At 35.5% G+C, this 22,147-nt stretch carries 22 protein-coding genes and 5 tRNA genes; 9 read left to right on the top strand and 18 right to left on the bottom strand.

The window, feature by feature from the left end; all coding sequences use genetic code 11:
- Positions 1–7 precede the first annotated feature (7 nt).
- The 8 genes from H9L01_RS05925 to ytvI form a co-directional block, all read right to left on the bottom strand.
- Positions 8–1,594 (bottom strand): ABC transporter permease subunit, encoded by a 1,587-nt coding sequence (locus H9L01_RS05925; RefSeq protein WP_187533059.1) that lies wholly within the window; start codon positions 1,592–1,594, stop codon positions 8–10.
- Positions 1,591–2,370: an ABC transporter ATP-binding protein gene (locus H9L01_RS05920; RefSeq protein WP_187533058.1), complete on the bottom strand. Its 780-nt coding sequence runs from the start codon at positions 2,368–2,370 to the stop codon at positions 1,591–1,593. The genes H9L01_RS05925 and H9L01_RS05920 overlap by 4 nt, the downstream gene beginning before the upstream one ends.
- Complete coding sequence (locus H9L01_RS05915) at positions 2,358–3,338, bottom strand: extracellular solute-binding protein (protein ID WP_187533057.1); 981 nt, start codon at positions 3,336–3,338, stop codon at positions 2,358–2,360. Before H9L01_RS05915 ends, H9L01_RS05920 begins: the two co-directional genes overlap by 13 nt.
- 128 nt (positions 3,339–3,466) lie before the next feature.
- A complete protein-coding gene (gene tuf / locus H9L01_RS05910) occupies positions 3,467–4,651 on the bottom strand; it encodes an elongation factor Tu (RefSeq protein WP_187533056.1) in 1,185 nt (394 codons plus the stop codon).
- A gap of 87 nt (positions 4,652–4,738) precedes the next feature.
- Positions 4,739–6,805 carry an elongation factor G gene (gene fusA, locus H9L01_RS05905; RefSeq protein ID WP_187533055.1) on the bottom strand — a complete coding sequence of 689 codons (2,067 nt, stop codon included), beginning with the start codon at positions 6,803–6,805 and terminating at the stop codon, positions 4,739–4,741.
- A gap of 29 nt (positions 6,806–6,834) precedes the next feature.
- Entirely contained in the window at positions 6,835–7,305 is a 471-nt protein-coding gene (rpsG, locus tag H9L01_RS05900) for a 30S ribosomal protein S7 (RefSeq protein ID WP_187533054.1), read from the bottom strand.
- Positions 7,306–7,336: 31 nt separating this feature from the next.
- On the bottom strand, positions 7,337–7,753 hold the full coding sequence (rpsL, locus tag H9L01_RS05895) for a 30S ribosomal protein S12 (RefSeq protein ID WP_187533053.1): 417 nt from the start codon (positions 7,751–7,753) through the stop codon (positions 7,337–7,339).
- A gap of 201 nt (positions 7,754–7,954) precedes the next feature.
- Positions 7,955–9,073: a sporulation integral membrane protein YtvI gene (ytvI, locus tag H9L01_RS05890; RefSeq protein ID WP_187533052.1), complete on the bottom strand. Its 1,119-nt coding sequence runs from the start codon at positions 9,071–9,073 to the stop codon at positions 7,955–7,957.
- 175 nt (positions 9,074–9,248) lie between these two features.
- On the opposite strand from ytvI, the gene H9L01_RS05885 reads away from it, so the two are divergent.
- The 6 genes from H9L01_RS05885 (at position 9,249) to H9L01_RS05860 (ending at position 10,379) form a co-directional block, all read left to right on the top strand.
- Positions 9,249–9,339, top strand: a tRNA-Ser gene (locus H9L01_RS05885).
- A gap of 15 nt (positions 9,340–9,354) precedes the next feature.
- Positions 9,355–9,430: transfer RNA gene (locus H9L01_RS05880), tRNA-Asp, on the top strand.
- Between the two features lie 4 nt (positions 9,431–9,434).
- Positions 9,435–9,508: transfer RNA gene (locus H9L01_RS05875), tRNA-Gly, on the top strand.
- Positions 9,509–9,543: 35 nt separating this feature from the next.
- Positions 9,544–9,619 (top strand) — tRNA-Asp (locus H9L01_RS05870).
- 4 nt (positions 9,620–9,623) lie between these two features.
- A tRNA-Gly gene (locus H9L01_RS05865) sits at positions 9,624–9,697 on the top strand.
- Positions 9,698–9,893: 196 nt separating this feature from the next.
- A complete protein-coding gene (locus tag H9L01_RS05860; protein ID WP_187533051.1) occupies positions 9,894–10,379 on the top strand; it encodes a hypothetical protein in 486 nt (161 codons plus the stop codon).
- 79 nt (positions 10,380–10,458) lie between these two features.
- Here H9L01_RS05860 and H9L01_RS05855 read toward each other — a convergent pair whose 3' ends face one another.
- From H9L01_RS05855 to H9L01_RS10875, 4 genes are all read right to left on the bottom strand, one after another.
- Positions 10,459–10,899, bottom strand: a complete 441-nt coding sequence (locus H9L01_RS05855) for a DUF1307 domain-containing protein (protein ID WP_187533050.1) — start codon at positions 10,897–10,899, stop codon at positions 10,459–10,461.
- A gap of 69 nt (positions 10,900–10,968) precedes the next feature.
- Entirely contained in the window at positions 10,969–12,951 is a 1,983-nt protein-coding gene (locus tag H9L01_RS05850) for an ABC transporter permease (protein WP_187533049.1), read from the bottom strand.
- Complete coding sequence (locus H9L01_RS05845) at positions 12,941–13,708, bottom strand: ABC transporter ATP-binding protein (protein WP_187533048.1); 768 nt, start codon at positions 13,706–13,708, stop codon at positions 12,941–12,943. The genes H9L01_RS05850 and H9L01_RS05845 overlap by 11 nt, the downstream gene beginning before the upstream one ends.
- 14 nt (positions 13,709–13,722) lie before the next feature.
- A complete protein-coding gene (locus tag H9L01_RS10875; RefSeq protein ID WP_281381166.1) occupies positions 13,723–13,845 on the bottom strand; it encodes a hypothetical protein in 123 nt (40 codons plus the stop codon).
- Between the two features lie 140 nt (positions 13,846–13,985).
- Here H9L01_RS10875 and H9L01_RS05840 point away from each other — a divergent pair, with 140 nt between their 5' ends.
- Entirely contained in the window at positions 13,986–14,516 is a 531-nt protein-coding gene (locus tag H9L01_RS05840; RefSeq protein WP_187533047.1) for a hypothetical protein, read from the top strand.
- Between the two features lie 24 nt (positions 14,517–14,540).
- Here H9L01_RS05840 and H9L01_RS05835 read toward each other — a convergent pair whose 3' ends face one another.
- From H9L01_RS05835 to H9L01_RS05825, 3 genes are read right to left on the bottom strand one after another with little or no spacing between them, the layout of a single operon-like run.
- Entirely contained in the window at positions 14,541–16,493 is a 1,953-nt protein-coding gene (locus tag H9L01_RS05835) for an FtsX-like permease family protein (RefSeq protein ID WP_187533046.1), read from the bottom strand.
- Positions 16,494–16,553: 60 nt separating this feature from the next.
- Entirely contained in the window at positions 16,554–17,564 is a 1,011-nt protein-coding gene (locus tag H9L01_RS05830; protein ID WP_187533045.1) for a sensor histidine kinase, read from the bottom strand.
- A complete protein-coding gene (locus H9L01_RS05825; protein ID WP_187533044.1) occupies positions 17,554–18,228 on the bottom strand; it encodes a response regulator transcription factor in 675 nt (224 codons plus the stop codon). The genes H9L01_RS05830 and H9L01_RS05825 overlap by 11 nt, the downstream gene beginning before the upstream one ends.
- A gap of 102 nt (positions 18,229–18,330) precedes the next feature.
- Between H9L01_RS05825 and H9L01_RS05820 the strand changes: the two genes are divergently transcribed.
- Positions 18,331–19,122, top strand: coding sequence for a magnesium transporter CorA family protein (locus tag H9L01_RS05820; protein ID WP_187533043.1), 792 nt, complete (start codon positions 18,331–18,333; stop codon positions 19,120–19,122).
- On the opposite strand, the gene H9L01_RS05815 is transcribed toward H9L01_RS05820, so the two are convergent.
- Complete coding sequence (locus H9L01_RS05815; RefSeq protein ID WP_187533042.1) at positions 19,119–19,709, bottom strand: LexA family protein; 591 nt, start codon at positions 19,707–19,709, stop codon at positions 19,119–19,121. The two genes, H9L01_RS05820 and H9L01_RS05815, sit on opposite strands and share 4 nt — an antisense overlap.
- Before the next feature lie 122 nt (positions 19,710–19,831).
- Between H9L01_RS05815 and H9L01_RS05810 the strand changes: the two genes are divergently transcribed.
- Complete coding sequence (locus H9L01_RS05810; RefSeq protein ID WP_187533041.1) at positions 19,832–20,071, top strand: hypothetical protein; 240 nt, start codon at positions 19,832–19,834, stop codon at positions 20,069–20,071.
- Here the strand turns inward: H9L01_RS05810 and H9L01_RS05805 are convergent.
- Together H9L01_RS05805 and H9L01_RS05800 are read right to left on the bottom strand one after the other, a co-directional pair.
- Entirely contained in the window at positions 20,068–21,372 is a 1,305-nt protein-coding gene (locus H9L01_RS05805; protein ID WP_187533040.1) for a GHKL domain-containing protein, read from the bottom strand. The genes H9L01_RS05810 and H9L01_RS05805 overlap by 4 nt on opposite strands.
- A gap of 4 nt (positions 21,373–21,376) precedes the next feature.
- Positions 21,377–22,102: a LytR/AlgR family response regulator transcription factor gene (locus H9L01_RS05800; protein ID WP_187533039.1), complete on the bottom strand. Its 726-nt coding sequence runs from the start codon at positions 22,100–22,102 to the stop codon at positions 21,377–21,379.
- Between the last annotated feature and the right edge of the window lie 45 nt (positions 22,103–22,147).

The raw sequence follows: 22,147 nt of genomic DNA, 5'->3' as shown, positions 1-22,147 counted from the left end.
TATCTCCTTATTCTACGACTGTATTGACTGCATACTTACGATACACATTTATGATTAATTTTGCAATAAGATTTATCACTAAAATGAGAACTGAAATGAATGCTGCACCCTCAATAAGAGATTGAGAGTCAAATTGAGGAATTAATAATGCGATAGGCATTGTTCTCAAGTTTGCAAGGAATGATACAGCTGAAATTGTAACCATTGCGTTTACAAACATATATGTAAACATTTCAATAATAGTATCTTGTGTACATGGAATATAAACATCGGTTAGCATCTTCAAAGAACTGATTCCTAAACTACTTGATACATCCTCTAAGTTACTATTAAATTTCTTTAATGAGTTGTAAGCAAGAAGATAAGGCGAAGCAAAGAAGTGCGTGATATTAACTAACACAAGTATTAAGAGTGTTCGATAGAAGAATGTTCCATTAAAGAATAGAACATATGCAAGACCCAATACAACACCAGGAATTGCGAGCGTAATGATAGCAATAAGATGAAGAACCATCTTCGATTTACCACCCGAGTTGCGACTCGTTAAATAAGCCGTAAAGTAAGTAATCACGACACCAAAGATCGCGCTGAGTAATGCAATAGTGATTGAGTTCAAGAGATAAGATCCTACCCCTAGTTCAAACGAATGACGAATGTTATCAAGTGAGAAACTCATATCAATTGGGAATTTCTTTACAAATGACAAGTAGATGAATGCCATTATAGGTAACGAAACTAGAAACGCCATCACGAAACTATATATCGTTGAAATAACATCACGTAGTTTATTCTCTTGGATATTATAAGGTTTCACAACGGTAGATTGGTTGCTACTTGAACTTTGTTTTAAATCTACAATAAATGCAATAACTGCAGGTATCAAGAGCACGGTACCAATCAGTGCACCTTTAGAGAAGTTTAGAAGGCCGATAACCTCACGATACATATAAACCGATAAAGTCATATGTTTACCACCCAATATCAATGGCACACCATAGTCTGTAAAGATCATAGTGAATACAGCAAAGAATGCAGATATTAGAGGTCTTTTAAGGTTTGGCAATGTAATTGAAACAAATTGTTGGAATTTGGTAAGTCCTAAAACCTGAGCGGATTCATAAGTTGTATAATCCTCATAACGATAACTATCCGTAAGAAGTAGGAAAGCTACTGGGAAAGAGTAAAGAATTGATCCCATGATAATTCCAGTATATCCATACAATCCAATGTTTATACCTAGCACGTTGGTAAGGATACCATTATCCCCTAACAAGAGTAGAAGTCCCATAGCATGTGAAATGGAAGGAATTAACATCGGCAGTGTAAACCAAACAGAAAATATGTTCTTAGCTTTCATGTTTGAACGATTTAAACACCATGCTAATGTCATAGCAAGTGTCACTGACAGTACGGTTGCGATTAATGTTGTTACGACAGAGTTCTTCAGAAGTGTCATAAATTGTTGTGACCCAAATACTTCTTTAAAATCTGCTAAATTAATACTCATTAATAAAGTAATAATTGGGAATACAACTGTAACACACAATATCGCTAGAACAAGTATTGTCGATGTTCTTAGCTTGTTATTTTTCATAGGGCTTTACCTGTAGTCTTCACAAGAGAATCATACTTTTGATCAAGATGATCATTTACGAAACGACGAACATAGTCATTTGCTGGATGTTGATAAATATTCACAGGTGTATCGAGTTGTTCTATAACACCCTCACGAAGTATCATAATTCTATCAGAGAGATAGAATGCTTCTTCTTGTTCGTGAGTAATAAAAATCATCGTTGCATTAAATTTTGATTGAATTGATTTTAATTCTTTTTTCATGATTTCACGGTTCTCAACATCAAGTGCAGAAATTGGCTCATCCAGTAGGATAATACGTGGATTGGTTGCCAGTGTTCTTGCAATAGCAACACGTTGTTGTTGCCCACCAGACAATTGGTGTGGTTTTTTATTTAACTGATCTGTCATCCCAATCATGTCCAGTGTTTTTTTGGCAATCTCGTCAGCTTGAGATTTCATATCAGGACGATTTTTTAGAGCATAAGAAACATTTTCTAAAACAGTCATATTAGGGAATAGCGCATAGTTTTGAAATACAATTCCCATTTCACGTTCATGGGGTTGAAGCTTTGAGATATCTACACCATCTCGAAGAATTGTTCCACAATCTTGAGTCTCAAGACCAATTAAGATTCTTAGTAGCGTTGTTTTACCACAACCACTCGGACCTAAAACACTTAAAAATTCTCCTTCTTTAACAGTAAAGTTTAAATCATTTAAAATTAATTTGTCCCCAAATGTTTTATTTAATTCTGATACTTTTAGAATTTCTTTATCTTTTAGTATTTCCATAATTTTAATAAACGTTCCTTTTCTTTAATTGAATCGATTCCTTGCATATCTGCATACTTAAATCCTGTTGGATAATCTTTAATACTGTTCACTTGATTATTCATAATTTGTTCAGGCGAGAAATGTTCTTTATCATATTTAATGAAATCATTAATAATATAATCGAAGACTCGCATGACATCTGCGTTAGTCTCTCTGCCTTTTACAATACCAGTACCTGTCATTGAATATGGTGAACCTTCTTCAGGGAAGAGAATGGATAAAGGCATTCCTTTATTTATTTCGTTCATAGCTTGGAATGTTAAAGCCAAACCAATTCCTACTTCTCCTTGTTTAAGGAGTTTAATAGGGCCTGATCCAGATTCGGAAAATTGTTTAACATTTAATGAAAGTTTATCAAAATAAGCAAGTGCTTCTTCCTCTCCCATCGTATTGACGAGGTTTTTATAAAAGAAGTAACCTGTACCACTAGAATTAGGATCAGGCATTGCAATTAAATCTTTATACATTGGATCCAGAAGTTCTTCATATGAAGTTGGTATTGGTAAATTATGCTTCTTTAAAACATCTTCATTAATAATGAATGATCCAGCTTGTCGTTCCCAAATGACGTATTGATTATCGACAACTTCAGGTTTAAACTCATCGACATAGTCGATACGAGACAACCCGTCTATAGGCGCAAGTGCGTCCTTGATTTTATTCATATAACTCGTCTCAAGAGCTAATATTATGTCAGCGTCCGTATTTTCTTTTTCAACAAAGATTTTGGCTGCTGCCTTAGCGGTTGGTGTATACATTACCCGAACACTTAACTCAGGGAATTCTTCGTTGAGTTGTTTTTGTAATTCTTCGTTTCGGAATTGTTCTGCACTTGAATATACAATAATAGTTTGTTGATCTTTATTACTTACAAAGCCTAACAAGACTAGAGACAAGATCATTAATATAATGAATGTTTTTTTCATAAGTACTCCATGCTTTCTTCTAACTTATTAATTATAAGTGATTCGTTCAAATTTATCTACATATTACAAGAAATTGAACAAAAAGAACATAAAAAAAGAGAGGCAAGCCTCTCTTTAAGTTTGTTAAATTATTTAACGATTTCTGTAACGTTACCAGCACCAACTGTACGTCCACCTTCACGGATTGAGAAAGTTGTACCTTGCTCAACAGCGATAGGAGCGATAAGTTCTACTGTCATTTCAACGTTGTCACCAGGCATAACCATGTCAACACCTTCTGGTAATTGAATAGTTCCTGTAACGTCTGTTGTACGGAAGTAGAATTGAGGACGGTAGTTGTTAACGAAAGGAGTATGACGTCCACCTTCTTCTTTGCTCAAGATATAAACTTGTGCTTTGAAGACTTTGTGTGGGTGTACTGTTCCTGGTTTAGCAATAACTTGTCCACGTTCGATATCGTCGCGGCTAACTCCACGAAGAAGTGCTCCAACGTTATCTCCAGCCATAGCTGAGTCTAACATCTTGTGGAACATTTCGATACCTGTAACAACAGTTTTTGATGTGTCATGGATACCAACGATTTCAACTTCTTCGTTGATTTTGATTTCTCCACGTTCAACACGTCCTGTAGCAACTGTACCACGACCTGAGATTGTGAATACGTCTTCTACTGACATTAAGAATGGTTTGTCTGTATCACGAACTGGTTCTGGAACGTTTGCATCAACTGCATCCATAAGTTCGATAATTTTTTCTTCCCATTCTGGTTGGCCTTCTAATGCTTTAAGAGCTGAACCACGGATAACTGGGCAGTTATCTCCGTCGTAACCTTGTTCTGATAATGCTTCACGAACTTCCATTTCAACAAGATCGATTAACTCTTCGTCATCAACCATGTCGCATTTGTTCAAGAACACTACGAAGTAAGGAACTCCTAATTGTTTAGCAAGCAAGATGTGCTCACGAGTTTGAGGCATAGGACCATCTGTAGCTGAAACAACTAAGATAGCACCGTCCATTTGTGCAGCACCTGTAATCATGTTTTTAACGTAGTCAGCGTGACCTGGGCAGTCAACGTGAGCGTAGTGACGTGCGTCTGTTTCGTATTCAACGTGTGATGTTGAGATTGTGATTCCACGTTCTTTTTCTTCTGGAGCCTTATCGATTTGGTCGTAAGCTGAAGCTTGTCCACCTGTTTTCTTAGCTAATACTGTTGTAATAGCAGCTGTTAAAGTAGTTTTACCGTGGTCAACGTGTCCTAATGTACCAACGTTTACGTGTGGTTTAGAACGATCAAATTTTTGTTTTGACATTTGCAATTTTCCTCCTGTATCAAATATTGCCTTTCATCTATATATTAAGATAAACACAATTTAAAATCAATAACTATGTATCAGAATTTATTTTTTTCTTTTTGCAACAGTTTCAGCAATGCTCTTTGGCACTTCTTCGTAGTGATCGAATTGCATTGATGAGTTACCACGTCCTTGTGTAAATGAACGTAAGTCTGTTGTATATCCGGACATTTCTGAAAGTGGAACGAACGCTTTAACAGTAACTGCATTGTTACGTTCTTCTTGATCACGAATTTGTCCGCGTCGGGATGAAATATCTCCCATAACTGGTCCTAGGTATTCTGCAGGTGCTGTAATTTCAACATCCATAACAGGTTCCAATAGAACTGGGTTACATTTTTTAGCAGCTTCTTTGAATGCTAAGCTTGCAGCAACTTTATAAGCCATTTCACTCGAGTCAACATCGTGAGATGATCCATCGAATAATGTAGCTTTAATGTCAATTGCAGGATATCCAGCAATTAAACCATTTTGAAGTGAAGCTTCAAGTCCATCATGTGCAGGTTTGATATATTCACGAGGAACAGTACCACCAACAACAGCATCGACCCATTCAAATCCTTTGCCTGGGTTTGGTTCGAATTTAATCCAAACGTGTCCATATTGTCCACGTCCACCGGATTGACGTACGAATTTACCTTCACACTCTGCTGTACCACGAATTGTTTCACGGTAAGCAACTTGTGGTTTACCAACATTAGCTTCTACATGGAATTCACGTTTCAAACGATCAACAAGAATGTCTAAGTGTAACTCACCCATTCCGGCAATGATTGTTTGTCCTGTTTCTTCATCAGTATAAGTTTTAAATGTTGGATCTTCTTCAGCAAGTTTTCCAAGTGCAAGACCCATTTTATCTTGGTCACCTTTAGTTTTTGGTTCTAAGGCAACGTTGATAACTGGTTCTGGGAAGATCATTGATTCTAACACGACTTCGTGTTTTTCATCGCAAAGTGTATCACCAGTACCTGTAACTTTTAAACCGATAGCAGCTGCGATTTCTCCAGCATATACTTCTTCGATTTCTTGACGGTGGTTAGCATGCATTTGCATGATACGACCGAAACGCTCACGTTTTTGTTTAACTGAGTTGTAAACACCAGAGCCAGATTGAGCAACACCTGAGTACACTCTGAAGTATGTTAGACGTCCAACAAATGGGTCAGTAGCAACTTTAAATGCTAAAGCTGAGAATGGTTCTTCATCGCTAGCGAGACGAACTGTTTCTTCACCATTTGGTAATGTACCAGAAACTGGTGGGATGTCTAATGGTGATGGCAAGTAATCAATAACGGCATCAAGCATAGCAATAACACCTTTATTCTTATATGCAGCACCACATAGTACAGGGAAGAATTCCCCGCTAATTACAGCTTTACGGATTGTAGATTTTACTTGATCGATTGATGGTGTTTCACCTTCAAGGATCATCATCATAAAGTCTTCATCAAAGTCTGCAATTTGATCGAAAAGAACTTCACGAGCTTGCGCTACTTGTTCTTTAAATTCTTCAGGAACCTCAACGATATCATCGGATTTTTGAGTAACATCAGCAAAGATGTGTGCTTTTTCCTCAACAATATCAATAAGTCCTGTAAAGTTATCTTCAACTCCAATAGGAAGTTGAATTGGTGCAGATTTAGCTCCAAGACGGTCAACAATTGTATTAGCCGCCATGTAGAAATCAGCTCCGGTTGCATCCATTTTATTTACAAAAACGATACGAGGTACGTTGTACTTCGTAGCTTGACGCCAAACTGTTTCAGTTTGAGGTTCAACTCCTGATTTAGCATCAAGAACTGTTACCGCACCATCAAGAACACGAAGGGAACGTTCAACTTCAACTGTAAAGTCAACGTGGCCAGGGGTATCAATAATATTGATACGGTGGTTTTTCCATGCTGCTGTTGTAGCTGCAGAAGTGATCGTGATACCACGTTCTTGCTCCTGAGCCATCCAGTCCATGGTAGCTGCTCCATCGTGAGTTTCCCCGATTTTGTGTGTACGTCCTGTATAATAAAGAATACGTTCCGTAGTTGTAGTTTTACCAGCGTCAATATGGGCCATAATCCCGATATTACGCATCATGTTTAAATCAAAGTCACGTGCCATAGTTTAATTCTCTCCTTTCGTTAATGTTCTTACCAACGGTAATGTGCGAATGCTTTATTAGCTTCAGCCATTTTATGTACATCATCACGTTTCTTAACTGATGCACCAGTTCCGTTTGCTGCATCGATAATCTCTGCTGCTAAACGTTCTTCCATTGTTTTTTCTCCACGTGAACGTGAATATTGAACAATCCAACGAAGTCCTAGAGTTAATCTACGTTCTTGGGTTACTTCAACTGGAATTTGAATGTTTGATCCACCAATACGGCGAGCTTTAAGTTCTAAAACTGGCAATACGTTATCGAGAGCTTCCTCGAAAACTTCCATTGGTTGACGACCTGTTTTTTCCTCGATAATTGCGAATGCATTATACAGAATTGATTGGGCTTTACCTTTTTTACCATCAACCATGATTCTGTTAATTAAGCGTGTTACTAATTTTGAATTGTAAATTGGATCAGCAACTACATCGCGCTTTGGAACATGTCCTTTTCTTGGCATATTAATTCACTCCTCTCATTCTAGATATTTATTAATTTTCTTTTGGTTTCTTTGTACCGTATAATGAACGGCTTTGGCGGCGTTCGTTAACTCCTGCACAGTCCATTGCTCCACGAACGATGTGGTAACGAACCCCAGGTAAGTCTTTAACACGACCTCCACGAATTAATACAACACTATGTTCCTGTAGATTGTGTCCAATTCCAGGAATATAAGCCGTAACTTCCATACCATTACTCAAACGAACACGAGCGTACTTACGTAAAGCTGAGTTAGGTTTCTTAGGTGTCATTGTACCAACACGAGTACATACTCCACGTTTTTGTGGGCTGTTAACTTTTGTTGTTTGACGTTTAATCGTATTCAAACTACGACCAAGTGCCGGTGATTTTGATTTATACACACGACGTGTACGACCTTTTTGAATCAACTGATTAATTGTAGGCATTTATTATCTCCTTCCTCTAATAAATTATGCACACATTACCAAGCGTGCCGTGGACTTGATATTATTAGGGCTTCTCCGAAGAGAAACCCTATTTATTCACAAGCTTTTCTATCTTAACATACATATGTCAATTGTCAATATATTTTTGATCATTTTTATATGCGTGAATACTATAACACCGTTGTGCTATATTGTAAAGATTTAATCCTGTATTTCTTCAAGCTGATTTTTAGATTCATTTCTTGAATCTGAGATGTTTCTGAAGAACTGTATTTTTCCTTCATCATGAAGTGTTTTAACGATTGTTACACCGATAGGCAATCCAAATAACCCAGCAAATCCAAATAACTTCATTCCCACATATATAAGGATTAACGTTGCAAGTGGATGAAGCCCAATTTGTTCACCAACAATCTTAGGTTCTAGTACATTTCTTACAACTGTAATTAAGACATAAATTACGGCAAGCGCAATACCTCGTGTAAAGTTTCCTAAGATAAGTTCAATGATAAACCATGGAATCATGACAGTTCCAGTTCCAAGTACGGGAAGGATATCAACAATCGCGATAATAAATGCGGTACCAATAGGGTTTGTAATTCCTACCAACCACAATCCAAGTGATAGCTCCACGAATGTTAGACTCATAAGTTTAGCATAGGCTTGAAGATACTTTCCAATTGTTCCTACAAGGCCATCTTTGATATCAAGAACAAGTTGGCGACGTTTCTCTGGAATGACATTAAATATGTTATTAACAATGTTTCTATAGTCAGTGGTAAAGAAGAACGACGAAATAATTGCAATTAATGTCGAAATTAGTAAACTTGGTACCGATGAGATAACTTTTGTAATAAAGTTTAAGGCACCTGTCGAAAGTCCTTGTACAATATTTTTTACATTTGCTGTTAATACTGCCGTAATTTCCTGAACGGTACTTGCAATGTTTGGATCACTTGATGAAAAGACACCATCAAATCCATCGAAAAGATTTGCAAGAGAAGGTGCAAGTGTATTGTTGTAGAATCCAGGTAGTTTTACTGCGAATTTTTCAATTCCCGAAATTGCAGCGATTGAAATCCAGAAAACTGCAAATCCTATTAATATATAGAAAAGAAAAATGACAAGAAGCGATATCCATTTTTTATTTCCAAAGTGACGGGTTAATTTATAGATTACCGGTCTTAAAATAAATGCAATTAAGAAACCAATGATGAACGGCATAAGATAACTAAAAGCGAAGTAAGTTCCTATCCCAGCGATTCCCAAAACTAATATAAAATAGATTACGTTGATAATGAATGATTTTCTTTTTTCCATGCTACCTCCTAATAATCGGCTTAACGTCGACAAAATAGGTAAATTTTGCGAAGTTATCTCTATTATAACTGATTCCGAATTAATTTATAAATAAAAGTGAAAAAGAGTATTGCCTAAGTCTAAAACATATGTTAGTATGTATTAGCACTCAAATAAAGAGTAAATAAATCAACACGGAGATGTACTCAAGTGGCTGAAGAGGTGCCCCTGCTAAGGGTATAGGTCGGGAAACTGGCGCGGGAGTTCAAATCTCCCCATCTCCGCCATTCTAATTGTAAAATGGTCCAGTGGTGTAGTGGTTAACATGCCTGCCTGTCACGCAGGAGATCGCGGGTTCGAGTCCCGTCTGGACCGCCATTTTGCAGGTGTAGTTCAATGGTAGAACACGACCTTGCCAAGGTTGAGGCGGGGGTTCAATTCCCCTCACCTGCTCCAGAAACGATTTATGCTCTTTATCAGTGTTGTAAAATGGTCCAGTGGTGTAGTGGTTAACATGCCTGCCTGTCACGCAGGAGATCGCGGGTTCGAGTCCCGTCTGGACCGCCATTTTGCAGGTGTAGTTCAATGGTAGAACACGACCTTGCCAAGGTTGAGGCGGGGGTTCAATTCCCCTCACCTGCTCCAGAAATTAAACGAATCGGCTTCGGCCGTTTTTTTTTTGCTTTGATTGACCGTAACGAACATTTTAAATCCTGATTGCAAATTATGAAACATTGTTTCATAATTTTTTACATCTATTTCAATCTTTTTCATGAAAAGACTTTCATTTGTGTTTTAAATAGGTTAAAATGGAAGCAACACAAGGAAAGGTGGATATGATATGAAAAAATTAGTTATAGGATTAATGATGGTATTACTACTCGTTGGTTGTTCAAGCACTCCTAAAGAAGAGGAAAAGAAAGATGACAAAGCTACTGAAACAGCAACCAAACCCAAAGAAGAAACTACAAAACCAAAAGAACTCGATGGTTACCAACCAGAATCTATAGGGGCAGTCCTCACCAATATTTCTTATGACTGCGGGGATGATGTCATCGCCACCTTTACAGACGGAGCACTTACTATTGGTAAGAAAGGATCCGAAGAAGTCGATACTGCTACAACAGAACCTGTAGGACAGTACACTTATTTTGCACGCGTCAATAAAGAAGGGGCAAACAAATACCTACCAGTAGCTGGTGGTAAAGTTTTCGACTTCCATTTTGTTGCTACGGATACTGAATTATCATTAAATGTTAATCAAAAATTAACAGTTAAACAACTGGATGCATTTACTGCTAAAGACGCATGTAAAGCAATTCGCTAATATATCGTATCTTAGATAATAAAATACCGAGACTTCTCTATTGAGACATCTCGGTATTTTTATTGATATAGGTCTTTGACTACTTAGTTTTGTAACTTCCTTGTGATTCTAGAAGTTCTTTAATTACTGAAACACCTTTATCTTCTGATTTAAAGATTAAACTTGTTGCAGAATTTTCAAGATAGCTATAGTAGTCCTTAACAATTTCGCCCTCTGTTTTACTAAAGTCTACATCGATATTAATCACAACTTCTTTACCATTATGATCATATTCAAATGTAACTCCCGGTACTTGTTTTGAATTTGCAAATTGTGCGTATAGACTTCCATAAGACTTGTCAAGTTCCTCTTTTGACATTGGAATTACATCTTTTTCAGTCCATCCCACAACTTTGTCATCCTTAACTTTAAGAGTAACATCACTCTTTAATGTTTCTGATTCTGCAGTCATACTTACATCTTTTGATGAAGAGCATCCTACAAGGACAAAAGCCATTAATAACATTCCTAATTTTTTCATTTCAATCTCCTTCCAACCTATAATATATTATCATAATGTTGGAATATTACCACTCTCGAATTAGAAATTTTACTTACCTTTGATAATTGATTTACTTGTCATGTAGGTAATAACAAAATAAATGAGATAGATCGAGAGTACCATAGTCATTGTAATAATTGCTGGTTGTAATGTTGTGGGTGCAAGTCCAGCAAGATTCAAGTTAATATTTACAGCTTTAATTCCGACATAAGAGTGGACTAAAGCAACGACGAGAGGAATCATAAAATACATAGCATTCTGTTTGAAGATGGAACGATTGCTCATCTTCTCTTCAACACCAATTTTGTTAAGAATTTGATAGCGTTGTTGGTTGTCGCTTGCTTCAGAGATTTGTTGAAGTGCTAAGACAACAACACTACTTACCAAGAAGACAACTCCCAAGTATAGTCCAATGTAAGTAAACATAAGCTCAATACCTTGCATGTTTTCAATCATATCTTTTGATGAGAGACTGTACACATGACCATTTTCACCTACAAGTGCTTCAAAACGTTGGTTTAAAGTAGATTCAACTTTACTATTATTTTCTTCTTCTAAGTCTACCGCCACGACTGTATTAATATAATCAACAGATGGTCTCATGGATTCATACACATCGTCATTCACAATAAATAAGGTTTCCATAAAGCCGCCATTTTGTACAGCGAGTGTTTGATCATCATGTAAAATTGAATATTCAGCATTATTGATGGTAACATGCGCTTTATCAAGATCCACAATCTCATGAACATTGGACATGCTCATTTGTGATTCCATTCCTGTTTTGTGTAAATAGACTTGGTTACCTGTTAAGACAAGTGGTTCTTTATTAGCATGTTGTCTAAATTGATTGTATTGACTTAATTTTGCAAATGATACTGAAGAATCAAAGCCAAACTCTTTGCCTGGTTTTAATGAATCATTGAAGATGGATGTATCTAAGCCAATACCGATGATTTCAAGTTGTTGTGCGTGTTTAACGCCTTCAATGCTATTGATACCAATTTTTGACATTACGTCTGATTGAGGATCTGTTGTTTGCATCACAGAGGTTGTAAGGTCGTATGGTGTCGTAGCTTCTAATTGTGAATTCATAACTGAGTTTAGATTAAATCCAGTTACCAATGTTCCGATACCAAACAACAACATCAAACTAATCAATGCCATCATTTTATATGTTGAGTTAACTTTAGCACTCACTTGTCTCAATACAAACATATTCAGACCTTTAAAGTAATGACGTTTGTTCGTTTGCATGAACTTCAGTAAAAATCCAGAGAATGACTTAAAGATAATGAATGTTGAAACACTCCCTAATAATACAATAGGTCCCAAACTCATAATTAACTGTTGTGGTTCAAGCGCCCAACGATATGCTGCACCAAGTCCTATCACTCCAATAATGAAGAATACAACTGCAACCCACATTCTTTTAATACTACTTTCTTCGTTAATTCGATTGGCACGAAGTAAGTCAATGAGTTGAAATTTCCCTAATATTGTTTGATTAAATATCATAACGATTAAGAAGATTACTCCAAAGCTTAAGATTGTTTTAACAGTAGCGCTTAACGAGAAGACAAACTTATAATTTATATTAACTGCCATCATATGAGCACTTAATACAGTAACTCCTTGAGTTAGTACATAACCCAGTAACAGTCCAGTTACCAGTGAGATAACACCAATAAATAGCGTTTCTGTAATAAGAATCAGTGATATTTTTTTCTTTTGCATCCCTAAGAGTGTATAAAGTCCCAGCTCTTTTTTACGACGTTTTATTAGAAAACTATTCGCATAAAGGATCAAAAAGGCGAAAACAAAAGCAACAATTACCGACATAACACTCATGACTGTTGTCAGAGCCTTTACCATCATATTTTGGCCTTCGGATAATTCCATAATTGCTGCTTGATTTTCAAATGAATTAAAGACGTAGAATAATGATACCGAAAATGTTAAGGTGATAAAATATATAAAGAAGTCTTTATAACTTTTCTTAACATTTCGCATCGCAAGTTTAAAGTACATTTGATGCATCGCCTCCTAATAAGGTGACAACATCGATTATCTTGTCAAAAAATTCTTTACGTGAATCATTACCTTTTACAAGTTCATTAAATATTTTTCCATCTTTGATGAAGAGAATACGATTTGCATAACTTGCACTGAATGCATCATGCGTAACCATCATGATCGTTGCATTTTGTTCCTCATTTAATTCTTGAAGTTTTTCCAGTAACATACGGCTTGATTTCGAGTCAAGAGCTCCTGTAGGCTCATCAGCAAGAATAAGGCTTGGATTTGTAATCAAGGCACGAGCACTCGCAACACGTTGTTGTTGCCCACCCGACATTTGATATGGGAATTTTTGTAAGACGTCTTCAATATCCAATAGTTTCGCAACTTCATGGATACGATGATTCACTTCTTTATAATTTACATTTTGAATTGTCAGTGCAAGTGCAATATTTTCATATGCCGTTAATGTATCTAACAAATTAAAATCTTGGAAGATGAAACCCAATTGTTCACGTCTGAATTTTTGAAGACGATCTTTCTTTAGATTTGTAATATTATTGTTGCTGACAATAATGTGTCCACTTGTAACCGTATCAATCGTTGAGATACAATTCAACAATGTTGTCTTACCAGAACCTGAAGGTCCCATAATTCCGACAAACTCACCCTCTTCAATTTTGAATGAAACGCCATCCAATGCTTTTGTGATGTTGCCGCTTTTACCGTAATATTTTTCTATATTTTGTACATCTAATACTGTTGACATATATTTCTCCTTTATTAAATTCCTGGGAAGAAGGTACCTGATAACTCCATCAATACCATTTGATCTTCCTCCATGTTATTCCAAAACTCGAAGTATAGTGCTTCCATTTCTTCATATTTATTGACGTTGTTTTTCATAACTACCGCCTCCTTGTAACTCAAGTATAGTTTTTATCGACTTTTCAAACCATCGATTCTTCTTACACTTACCTTACAAGCTTGTCATATTGCTTTCTGTTTGAATTTATTCTACAATATATCATTATAGAGGAGGCACTATGCGACCCATTACGAATCAAAACAATCAAAATACTATTAATAACTTACTGGAATCATTCTCTGAAGACGAAGACCCCCTGAGTCGTTCTTTTATTACGCGTTTTTTAGAACACTGTATTGAGGAAGAAATCTTATATGCTGAAGGTGATAATACTTACCTCATCATGTATCATGATGAATTCCCTGAAAAAGGAAAACTCTTTCAATCTTGGGCAAGCCTATGTATCATGCACCCAATTCGTTTCATGAAGACCTTCAAGCGCTTTAAAGATCAATTCGACTACGATGAACTCTTTAATACTGAAATTCCATATACTTATATTATGAAGATTGTTTTGAATACAGACAATGAAAATGATTTGAGCTCAGTTATGAATTTTATTCAAAATACTGCTGATTCTCGAAACAATCACATTGTTCTCTCCGCTCATTCAATTGACGAGGTCTCAGACTATCAACCTTTCGGTTATACCATCCGTCATCAATTCTTCAATGACAACGGCGAACATCATTTCATCATGTATAAATAATTAAGAGTACACAGTACTCTTTTTTTATCGTTGTTTAAGAATTCTCATCGCATTAAACATCGTTAGCGTATAGTAAACAAAGTAGATGAATAAGAAGAGAACAAGCGTAATCGCAGCGGTATTCATTTCTCTTGGAGCCAAGTTAAGAATTGCTAAGTTCATATTCACTGCCGTAACACCGACTGTTGCATGAATCAATGCCACCATTAACGGTAATAAGAAATAAATTGCTACATGTTTACGAAGGATATGACTAATTTGATCATCACTCACTCCCATATCAGCGAGAATACGATACTGATCGATTGAATCGTTTACTTCTGACATAACTTGTAAAGCAATAAGTACCATGGCACATATTAAGAACACTACTCCTAAATATACACAAACATAGGTAATAAAGAGTCTCATTTGCCATGAAGTCTCCAAAACTTCTTGACGGGTTGTCACAAACGTAAATTCATTCTCATTATTATCAAGTATAAAGTCACTCTTTAACTGGATGGCATCAACATCATCTTTAATCTTTATATTTATAACTTCTCGTCTAAAGGTAAGCATGTCATCATTTGACCATTCATCCATAACCGCATCATCAACTACAAAAATCAATTCATCAATACCACCATTACTTAATTTGAAGTCATTACCCGAAGAATCAGTAATAAACTCAAATGTACTCCCGAAAATTTCAATCTTTGTTCCTGAGGTTATTTTCAAATCTTTTATTTGTGCTCCCATTTCCACATCACTATGGTGTAAATAAACTTCCGATTCACCAAGATGAATGCTTGGAATGTTTCTTTCAGACGTAATACGATTGTAGTCACTAAGTCTCATCATCGCAATATCGCGATCAACAATAATCCCCTCACTCGTTGTGAATAAATCCTGTTGTGATACATCGGATTCATACGTATGATAGTAATCTAAACTATCAATCAATTGGCTGTATTCATTTTCTAATCTCTCATAGTATGTTTCTGATAACTCTAGAGAAATATCATAATATCCTGATATTTCAGCTTGTTGTTCTAAAACTTTGTTTAAATTAAAGCCAACGATAAAAGCGGCGAGTGACGTCAACATTAACAAACATACAGTGGCCATCATTTTATAGGATGATATTATTTTTGAACTGAATTGACGAAGAATAAATACATTCAACTCCCTGTAATAATATCTTTTAAACTTCTGAATTACGACAATAAATAGATGCGCAACTGCATAGAATATAAAGAATGTTCCAACAGATCCAATAAAAAAAATTAAAGGAAATGCTACCAATAAATGGAAAGGAACCATAGCCCATCTATACGCAATATATACAAGTAATACGCCAACTGATAGCACCAACAACAACCACAAAATCGATTTTCTAAAAGTGTCTGACTTCCGATGTGCAATTAGCAAATCGGAGATGCTATATTTGCGAAGCGTTTTTAAGTTAAAAACACTAACCAACGCAAATACAACGGCATAACATACGATGGTATTACGTAAACTTTTCATTGAGAAAATGAATTCAAATGTGATCGAGGTATTAAGAATATATGCTGCGAAAACAGAAGCAAATTGAGATATCACAATCCCTAGCATCAACCCAAAGATCAATGAGAGCATTCCAATTAAAGCCGTTTCTATAATAACTACCCAAGATATTTTAAAATGAGACATCCCTAAGAGAAGATAGGTACCGAACTCCTTCTTACGTCTTTTAATTAAAAACTTATTCGCGTAAATGATTAGGAATGCAAAAATAAAAATGACAAAATAGGAAAGAACCTGCATGACCATCATGACATCTGTGACTGCTCCATGATTATCAATTGTAGTACTTAATAATGATATTTGAGAATCAACAGAGCCAAATACATAAAAAAGAGCCACAGAAAAAAGAAGCGTTACAAAATAAACTGCAAATTCTTTATAACTTTTCTTTACATTTCTCATAGCTAGTTTCAATGTATTCATCATGATCACCTATTGGTATTATAACCGAATTCATATAAAAAAAGACCTTACATCTCTGTAAGGCTACTTGAACATCATGTCTGATTTGGGGAAGATAAGTTGAACTGAAGTGCCAACGCCTATTTCTGACTCAATTTTAATTTCAATCTCCAGTTTATCACAAAGTCTTTTTACGAGGAATAATCCCATACCTGTAGCTTGCTTGTGATAGCGTCCCAAACTTCCTGTGAATCCCCGTTCAAAAACTCGTGGTAAGTCACTTGATGGAATTCCAGGTCCATTATCGATAATATTAAGGACAACACTTTGTTCTTTTTCTTGTGCATAAATGCGAATTGAACCCGTTTCAGTGGAAACATATTTTAGCGCATTATCAACAATTTGTTTTAAAATAAATTCCAACCATTTTGGATCACTATAGACTGTGCAATCTAAATCCTCCAGTTCAAGATGAACCTGCTTCTGAATAAAAATACTTGCGAACTGTTTCATCACATTACGAACATACATTCCGAGGTTCACAGCCTGAATCATATAATCTTTTTCCACAGCATTTGATCGAGCATAAAATAATGCCTGTTCTAAATAATCTTCGACTCGGTTTAATTCTCGCATCAAATCTTTATCAAACGATGATGGATGATTGGAAACCATTAATTTAGCACCTGACAAAGGCGTTTTCACTTCATGGATCCATAATTCAATATATTCTTTATAGTCTTCTTGTAAAGTTTGATACGTTCGGACTTGATCCACCATTGATTTGTTACTTTGTTTAAGAATATCATGCAGGATGACGCCATCCATAAAATTCGGAATCTGAACAAGCTCTGAAATAAGATACTTTTGATCCAATGTTTCAAGGTTTGATAGTAATTCCTGATAGTAAGCAGCACGTCTTCCATATTCGGTAACAAGTACCGTTACGAGAATTAGGATGAGGAATGCATCAATAATGATAATGATTTCTTTTTGTATTCCCAAGACTGCAAGAAAAAAAGTCAGGATTCCCATGATTCCCAAAACAAGGACGCATAAATAGAGCTTGTCGTGAATAAAATCTTTAATCTTCATGAATGGTATACCCCATACCACGTTTGGTTTCAATGAAATCAACGACGCCAATTTCTTCTAATTTTTTTCGAAGTCGGTTAATATTCACAGTCAATGTATTATCATCAACAAACCAGTCTGTATTCCAGAGATACTGCATTAAATCTTGACGCGAAACAATACTTCCACGATTACTGATGAGAAAAGAGAGAATTCTTAGTTCATTTTTAGTGAGTTCTTGTTTTTGCCCTTGATAGGTTACAATTCCACGTGGCAAGTCAAGTTCAACCCCTTTTAATATTAAAACTTGGGATTCTCCCGTTTCATATGCGCGACGCAATACAGATTGAAGACGTGCGAGTAGAATATGCAAATTATAGGGTTTGGTGATGAAATCATCTGCTCCCAAATTCATCGACATCAATTCATCCATTGTACTGTTTCTACTTGTCACAACGACAATGGGAACACTACTTATTTTTCTTATTTCTCGAGCTAAATAATATCCATCTACATTTGGCAAAGACAAATCTAAAAGAATGCAGTCTACTGCTTCTTGGGTTACTTGCTCCACCACAGTTTTAAAATCGGTTACACAATAAGTTTCATAACCATTATTTTCTAAAAATGTACTGAGCTCTGTGCGGATAGTTTCATCATCTTCCACAATCATTATTTTATACATCGCAATCACTCCTTGCTACACACATTATATCTAATTTTATAATTATATTTCAATTCTCTTCGTATTTCAGTTAAAATTAAGTTAAAGAACAGGAGAGACATTATGAACTATATTCGTTACAATGACCCCCAGAACCTTAATTTACCTAAATATGTTATTGAATCTTTAACTGACCGCCGTGAGCTTGCTCACATTCGATCCTTGGACTCAAAAACATATATTATTCTTACCGTCCCTAAAGATGAGACTGCAACAGAACGCCTCTGTGTTGAAACAGATGGAACTGAAATAACTGTTTATGTCAAAGAGAACCTTGACAATCTGCTCCACCAAAAGCCTGATTCATTCCCAGAACTTGTTTTAAGTATTCTCAAAACATATGAACATTTAATTAATGATATTAGTCAAAGAATTGACCATTTTGAAAATATTATGGATTCGGGAATATCAAAAGAAAATATTAAAAACTTTTTTGGCATGAGTCGCAAACTTATTTTTTATCAAACGGGAATAAACGCAATTGGAGATATATCACGATATATTACCGAGGAAAAATATACACCACTTTGGAATGAAACTTACGCGAGTGACTTCACCAATATTCGAATTGAAATTAATCAATTGGATCAAAACATTGAAATGTATCAACAGATTATTGATTCAATGATGAATGTTTCGGATTCACTTTTTTCTAACAAGCTTAATAAAACGATGAAGACACTCACATCAATAACCTTAATTCTCTCCATTCCAACTTTTATCACAAGTTTTTATGGTATGAATATCAATCTCCCTTTTCAAGATCATCCTCATGCGTTACTGATTGTCTTTATCATGAGTTTAAGTATTACGGTTATCACCGTCATTTACCTATACCGTCATGATCTACTTTAATTAAAGTTTACCCGAACCTTCAAAACCTTCCCAAGTATTTGAACGGGAAGACTCATTATTTCTTCTTCAGTGAAATAGCGCGTTTCATATTCAGGATTTGTCGCTTCTAATATCATCAAGTGGTCTTTATAGATCACTTTTTTTACTGTCACTTCATCATTTTCAAGCATTACTACAGCAATGTCACCTGAATTTACGACACTACTTTTTTGAACGTAGATTAAGTCACCATCATTAATACGTGATCCTGTCATTGAATCACCCTGAACTCTGAGAAAGTAATCGCCACTATCATACTCTTGTTTTGATACAACTTCATATCCAGATATATCTTGATAAGCAAGCAAATCATAACCAGCGCGAACATCCCCTAATATTGGTTTAAAAAAGTAGTGGTCAAGATAATCTTGAACATCAATACCAAACAATGCCGATAGTCTCTCTTTTTTTTCACTGGATATATTTTTAATTTCACCACGTTCCCATCGTGAAACCGTAGATTTACTTACAGATACATAGTCACCAATTTCTTCTAAAGATAAGTTCTGACGCGAACGAAATATTTGAATTAACTCCGAAAGTTTCATAGAATCACCTCTTGCAAATATTATACTTTATTTGATACTTTATGTCATTATTTTAGGTTAAGTTGCATAATTCGGTTGAATTACGCAACATATTTGGTATAATTCGATTACGAGGTGAGACTATGAACTTGTACAAAAAATATATCGATGTGACAGTTTATATGGATGCCTATGGTGAACTCACACCTTTAGTCATTCATTTTAAAGGCGATCAATATCCAATTAAGAAAATTTACGCCATAAAAAAAGCTTTCTCCCCAGTGGGAGGAAGCGGTATTATGTACGAATGTCAGATTCAAAATGAACGTCGTAATATCTATTACGAGCGGTCACGTTGGTTTATCGAAAGCCATCGCCCTTAGTTATTTTTCGGAAAATTGAGGTATACTCGGAAAGTATTTTCTTTAGTTGACCATGTATAAAGGCCGCCAATATCTTCCATCGTTTTTGAAACGACTTGCATGCCTAATCCTTTTGCAAGATTGTTTGTCTCTTCTTTTAATTCAAAGTTATTTTCAATAACAACAACAATCCATTCATCCAGTACTTGTGTATTAATATTGATATTGCGATGATCACTCAATTTCTCAACTGCTTCAAACGCATTTTGAAGTAGATTTGAGAAAATACGTACCAGTTCTAATTCACTAATATTGATTTCTTTATCCCAATATACACGACATTCAAACTCGATATCATTTCTACGACATTGGTTTGCGAATTCTTGGAACAATGCATCTAAGAAAGGATTGTTGGAATACTGGTGATGCGCTCCCACACGTCGTGTTAAAGATGACCCCATTGTATCCAAAATCTTGATTACAGAATCTGTGTCATTTTTTCTCAATAACTCATTAACCTTTGACAGGTTTTCAAGATATTCCTTTTTGAATTCTTGAAATTGGGATGTAAATTCTTGATAAGCATGGTAATGATTGACTTGCATGTCTACTTGTTTTTGAAGAGAGATTGTTTGTCTTTCATGTTCAACAATTTCAGCAGATCGAATTGAATTTTCTAAAACAAACGCTGCAATGCCTGTTACTATAAAACACGATAACAATTGAATCAATGAAAACCAGACATCGTTCCCTTCGTAATGATTACCATAAGTAAGAATCATTAAGTATAATCCCAATACAAATTTAATGGATGCCGTGAAAAGTACTTGTTCTTTATTTCGAAAGAGCACCTGCAAACGACTTTTAATTAAAACATTGCGTTTCAAATAAGCATGAATCAGTAGTGCAAGGATAATCGAAAGCAAATAAATAATTGAATATTCGAAACTGTATCCCTTTATATCACGAATAGGTTGGTGCATAATCAAAGAATATAAAGATATTACAAAACCTCTCGCAGTAAAGAGATAGAATACAAATCGCGTTGCAGCAAAGAACACAACTTGCCAATCGGTTTTTAAACAAAGATAAAATGTCAGCAACATAATTAGAAAAATAAGAAGATATGCGACATATGAATCAATGTTATTTATTCTCACCCATGCAGAGATGAGCGAATTAAGAATAACCGAAAGGATCATTGCAGATCGCGCATTGCGTTTGTAGGGCACAAGTTCTGCCATCACTCCAATAGAACTATATATATAGTAATAAAGAAACAGCGTCGAACTGATTACATTAAAAATAAACAAGTACTTCATAGTATCACCAATTTTCTGCTACATATTGATTGAAGGCTTCCTTAACATCCTCTTGGTAAGCTTTACCCATTGGCAATTCTTCACCATTGCTAAGACGTATTGCCTGGTTTTTAAATAAGGCAATGTGTTTTAGATTCACTAAATAAGAGCGGTGAACCCGTACAAATCCTTTTTCTACAAGAGTTTCTGAAAGATGATCCATCGTTTCATAAAAATCAAACGTTTCATTTTGATTAAAATGTACACGCATAACACGACGGTAAATTTCAAAGTGAGTAATATCTCTGAACGGAATCTTTCGAGACTCCGATCCAAAAGAACAGTTAAAGAAATCTGGTATCTTCTTTTCTACTGTTGTAATCGCTTTTCCGAGGACCTCGCGAAAACGCTCGTCACTGGTATCCCCTTTAACAAGATAATTAAATGAACTGACGTCAAATGCCTCAAATACAAAATCCGAAGACGTTGTTAAGAAGATGATTTGCGCATTACAACCCATACTTCTTATTTTTTTAGCAGTCTCAATACCATTCATTGCATCCATAAAGATATCTAAGATAATAATATCAGGTGTCGACACATTCCCCTCGAGATCAAAAATAAGATCTTCACCACGGCTAAAGCTTTGTAGGTGAACATCGAGAGAACGCGACATTGCATATTTCTTAATTAAATATCGATAGTTCTCAATTACTTCAACATCATCATCACACAGATGAATATTAATCATGATCGCACCTCTTTCATTTTTTGATTATCCTCATTATAACATGCT

It is taken from the genome of Erysipelothrix inopinata (assembly GCF_014396165.1).
In the GTDB taxonomy this organism is placed as follows: domain Bacteria; phylum Bacillota_I; class Bacilli_A; order Erysipelotrichales; family Erysipelotrichaceae; genus Erysipelothrix; species Erysipelothrix inopinata.
The sequence above is the reverse complement of the archived record's forward strand: the minus strand, read 5'-3'. Positions and strand labels throughout refer to the sequence as shown.